Below are 4,746 nucleotides of genomic sequence, written 5' to 3' on the forward strand. Positions count from 1 at the left end.
CTTCAGCGCGGCCTTCAGCTTCTCCAGCGAGAAGTCGGGGCTGCGGGCGATCTCCAGGATTGGCGTCTCGCGGCGGCCGCAGAGCTCAGCGGCTTCCGGCAGCTTTGCGGCGACGTCGAGCGGGATCACGATGGCGCCGTGCTGATCGGCGTGGATGAGATCACCGGACTTCACGGTCATGCCGGCGACGCGCACTTCGCCGCCAAAGCTCTCCGCATGCACCCAGGCATGCGACGGGCCGATCGAGCCGGCCAGCGCCTGGAAGCCAGGGGCCCATTGCGGGATGTCGCGGATCGATCCGTCGGTGATGACGCCGAGGCAGCCGAGCGCCTTGTGCACGTTGCTCTGCACCTCGCCCCAGAACGCGCCGTAGCCGACATCGGGGCCGTCGATGTCCTGGATCACCGAGATGCGCGGACCGTGGCCGGTGCCGACATATTCGTAATATTCGATGCGGCGCTTGGACTGCTCTTCGGCGGGCAGCGAGGATTTCAGCACCGAGCGGATCGCAACCGTGCGGGCATAGCCGACGATCGGCGGCAGGTCGGGGAACGGACAAACCAGTTGCTTGGTGGTGTAGCCGATCAGCCGGCGCTCGGGCGCCACGATCTCCATGGCGTTGCAGATCGTCGGGGTATCGTAGCGGCCCAGCGCTTCGAGGACGGAAGCGGGCAGCGGCCCGGTTACGGTATCAGTCACGGCGTTCTCTCCCAGATTGGCGGCTGATTGACGCGATGCCGCCGGCACAGGGCGATATAGCCGAGATCGGGCCTCAACCCAACTCAGGCGGCCCTCATGGCAGATATCCGCGTGTGGCCGCTCAGTGCAGCCGTCCGGGCCGGTCGTCGTCGTGCGGCGGCTCGGACAGGTTAGCCAGCGTCGGCGCCGAAGGCGGCGAGGAGACCTCGCCTCCCGCAGGCGTGGCGGCCTCCATCGCGCGCGCCTGGTCGCGATAGGATTTGTAGCCGAGCGGCAAAGCGAGGAGATACAGCACCGTGCCGATCGACAGCACGTGCCAGGGATAGGCGATCAGGATAGCGATGAAGACGATTACCGCGACGAAGGCCGGCAGCACCAGTTCCGGCGGCACGCGCATGCGCTTGGTCTTGCCGGAGAACACCGGCAGGCGCGACACCATCAGGAAGGCGATCAGCAGCGTATAGGCTGCCGTCACCGCCGCGGGCGCGCGGCCGAGATCGAGGAACGCGGCGTAGATCGGCAGCAGAACCGTGATCGCGCCCGCGGGCGCCGGCACGCCGGTGAAGAAGTTGGCGGCGAAGGCCGGCTTGTTGGGATCGTCCATGGTGGCGTTGAAGCGCGCAAGACGCAGGCCGCCGGAGATCGCGAACACCATCGCGGCGATCCAGCCGGCATTGCCGAGCTCGTGCAACTGCCAGAAATACAGCATCAGTCCGGGCGCGACGCCGAAATTGACGAAGTCGGCGAGGCTGTCGAGCTCGGCTCCGAACTTGGACTGGCCCTTGATCATGCGCGCGATGCGGCCGTCGATGCCGTCCAGCGCGGCCGCGAACACGATGGCGTAGACGGCGAGCGACATCCGCCCCTCGATCGACAGCCGGATCGACGTCAGGCCCGCGCAGATCGCCAGCAGCGTGATGACGTTGGGCACCAGCATCCGCACCGGAATCGGGCGGAACCGCCGGCGGCGAACGTCAGGGTCTTTGAAATCATAGGGCGTCATGGCTCGTCCTCACCTTGAGGCGAGATATAGCAAGCCGCGTCCCCCTCCGCCATTGCGGCGGAAGGCCCTCATGGACCGACTTATTGGTTAATTGGCGCGGTAGGCGCGGCTCGGGTCCTCGCCGGCCAGATCGGCCAAAATCGTCTCGCCGGCGATCGCGGTCTGCCCTTCCGACACCAGCGCCTTGGTGCCGACAGGCAGGTAGACGTCGAGGCGCGAGCCGAAGCGGATCAGGCCGAACCGCTCGCCGGCGCCGATCGCCTGGCCCTCCCTGACGAAGCAGACGATGCGCTTGGCGATCAGGCCTGCGATCTGGACCACGCCGATCCGCGCCGTGGGCGTCGTGATCACCAGCGAGTTGCGCTCGTTGTCCTCGCTCGCCTTGTCGAGCTCGGCATTGATGAAGAGACCGGGCCGGTAGGCGATGCGGTCCACCCTGCCCGCGATCGGGCTGCGGTTCACGTGGCAGTTGAACACGCTCATGAACACCGAGATGCGCGGCAGCGGCCGGTCGCCGAGCCCGAGCTCGGCCGGCGGCAGCGCCATGGTGATCATCGAGACGCGGCCGTCGGCCGGCGACACCACCAGCCCCTCGCGCACCGKCGTCACCCGCACGGGGTCGCGGAAGAACAGCGCGCACCACACGGTGAGGATTGTGCCGATCCACCCCAGCGGCGACCACAGCCAGAACAGGACCAGGCTTGCCAGCGCAAAGCCGCCGATGAAGGGATAGCCCTCCTTGTGGATCGGCGGGATCTGACGCTGGATCGAATCGAGAATGGACATCGCTATCTGCCGCTCAGGGTTGATGGCGCAGGTCGTCCCGCGCGGTGGAGTTGTTTAGGCCAGAGTTGGGACCGGAGACAAGGTCACTCCGCAGCCGCAGGCGTCGTCAGGACGTCCTCGACCGGCGGCGGCTCCCGGTTGGGCGCCTCGGTGGTATCGGCCATCTTGGCCAGCTTCTCGCGCGCGGCCTCCGCCTCGCGCTGCCTGTTCCACATGCTGGCATAGAGGCCGCCCTGCGCGAGCAGCTTTGCGTGGGTGCCACGCTCGGCAATCCGGCCCTGCTCCAGCACGATGATCTCGTCGGCGCCGACGATGGTCGAAAGCCGGTGCGCGATCACCAGCGAGGTGCGGTTCTTCGCCACGCGGTCGAGGGCACCCTGGATCTCGTGCTCGGTGTGGGTGTCCAGCGCGGAGGTCGCCTCGTCCAGCACCAGGATCGGCGGCGCCTTCAAGACGGTGCGCGCGATCGCGACGCGCTGCTTCTCGCCGCCCGACAGTTTCAGGCCGCGCTCGCCGACCTGGGTCTCATAGCCCTTCGGCGCCATGCGGATGAAAGTGTCGATCTGCGCCAGCTGCGCCGCCTGCTCGACCTCGGCATCGCTGGCGTCCCAGCGGCCGTAGCGGATGTTGTAGCGGATGGTGTCGTTGAACAGCACGGTGTCCTGCGGCACCATGCCGATGGAAGCACGCAAGCTCGCCTGCGTGACCTCGCGGATATCCTGGCCGTCGATCAGGATCCTGCCGCCGGAAATGTCGTAGAGGCGGAACAGGAGCCGCGAGATGGTCGACTTGCCGGCGCCGGACGGACCGACGATCGCGACCGTCTTGCCGGCCGGCACCTCGAAGCTGATGCCCTTCAGGATCGGACGCGCCGGCTCATAGGCGAAGCGCACGTCCTCGAAACGCAGATTGCCTGCGGAGACGACCAGCGGCAGCGCGTCGGGCGCGTCCTTGATCTCGGCCTCGCGTCCCAGCACGCCAAACATCTTCTCGATGTCGATGATCGCCTGCTTGATCTCGCGATAGACCATCCCCATGAAGTTCAGGGGCTGGTAGAGCTGGATCATCATGGCGTTGACCAGCACGAAATCGCCGACAGTGTTGGTGCCGTCGCGCACGCCAATCGCGCACATCAGCATGGTCGCGGTCAGCCCCAGCGTGAAGATCACGGCCTGGCCGGTGTTGAGCACCGCGAGCGACGTATAGGCCTGAACGCTCGACTCCTCGTAGCGCGCGACCGAGCGGTCGTAGCGCTGCGCCTCGCGCGCCTCGGCGCCGAAATATTTCACGGTCTCGTAGTTGAGCAGCGAGTCGATCGCCTTGGTGTTCGCCTCGGTGTCGGAATCGTTCATCTTGCGGCGAATGCCGATCCGCCACTCGGTCGCGATGTAGGTGTAGTACATGTAGACCGCGACCGTGATCAGGGTCGCCACCACGTAGCGCCTGTCGAACTGCCAGAGCAGCACGGCCAGGAGCAGCGAAACCTCGACAATGGTCGGGATCAGCTGGAGGATCACCATGCGCACGATGACCTCGATGCCCTCGCGGCCGCGCTCGAGCACGCGCGTCAGGCCGCCGGTCTTGCGCTCGAGGTGGAAGCGCAGCGACAGCTCGTGCATGTGAATGAAGGTGATGGTGGCGAGCTTGCGCACCGCATGCATGGCAACGCGCGCGAAGAGGCCGTCGCGCCATTGCGTCAGCACCGCCATCAGGATGCGCGTCGCGCCGTAACTGGCGGTCAGCAGCAATGGCGAGGCGATCACCCAGAGGTGCCAATTGTCGGGCAGCACCGGCGCGGTGTTGGCGCCGGTCAGCGCGTCGGTCGCCCATTTGAAGCTGAACGGCACCGTCAGCGTGATCAGCTTGGCGGCGAGCAGCAGCACCATCGACCAGACCACGCGCATCTTCAGGTCGAAGCGGTCGCCCGGCCAGATATAGGGCCACAGATGCGCCAGCGTGCCCATCAGGGTGGCCCGCTCGAGCGGCCCGCCGGCGGGATCTGGCACGTCGGCGCCGGGCGGCGAATGAGGTTGGTCCATCAAGAAGCCTGAAAGCCCGCCGGATGCGGGCGCGCTGCGATTAACGATTTTCGCTCGTCATATAGAAGCTTCCGGGGGCGAGCGCACCCCGCCAGATGGCGAATCTTTGATTGTTTGTCGCCATTTACCGGTAGATTTCCGGGAGGTCCGAATCACCGATTGGACTTGACGCCTCTTCGCTGCAATGCATCATGGCACCAATGAGCACGATCAAAACCG

Annotated in this window: 4 protein-coding genes; all 4 read right to left on the reverse strand. The window is 66.3% G+C overall.

The genetic code is table 11. The features are described 5' to 3' along the window. A partial coding sequence (locus AC1D00_RS27330) for an RraA family protein (protein ID WP_477012796.1) occupies positions 1–699 on the reverse strand: 699 nt, incomplete at its 3' end. Between the two features lie 121 nt (positions 700–820). Next, complete coding sequence (locus AC1D00_RS27335) at positions 821–1,702, reverse strand: CDP-alcohol phosphatidyltransferase family protein (RefSeq protein WP_027543264.1); 882 nt, start codon at positions 1,700–1,702, stop codon at positions 821–823. A gap of 87 nt (positions 1,703–1,789) precedes the next feature. After that, positions 1,790–2,494: a phosphatidylserine decarboxylase gene (locus AC1D00_RS27340; RefSeq protein ID WP_477012798.1), complete on the reverse strand. Its 705-nt coding sequence runs from the start codon at positions 2,492–2,494 to the stop codon at positions 1,790–1,792. A gap of 77 nt (positions 2,495–2,571) precedes the next feature. Then, positions 2,572–4,527, reverse strand: coding sequence for an ABCB family ABC transporter ATP-binding protein/permease (locus AC1D00_RS27345; protein ID WP_477012797.1), 1,956 nt, complete (start codon positions 4,525–4,527; stop codon positions 2,572–2,574). Positions 4,528–4,746 lie beyond the last annotated feature (219 nt).

This window comes from Bradyrhizobium sp. P2_E8 (genome assembly GCF_056403875.1).

Coding starts and splice junctions, on each gene's coding strand:
- AC1D00_RS27335 (WP_027543264.1), bottom strand. CDS start 1,702: ATGACGCCCTATGATTTCAAAGACCCTGACGTTCGCCGCCGGCGGTTC.
- AC1D00_RS27345 (WP_477012797.1), bottom strand. CDS start 4,527: ATGGACCAACCTCATTCGCCGCCCGGCGCCGACGTGCCAGATCCCGCC.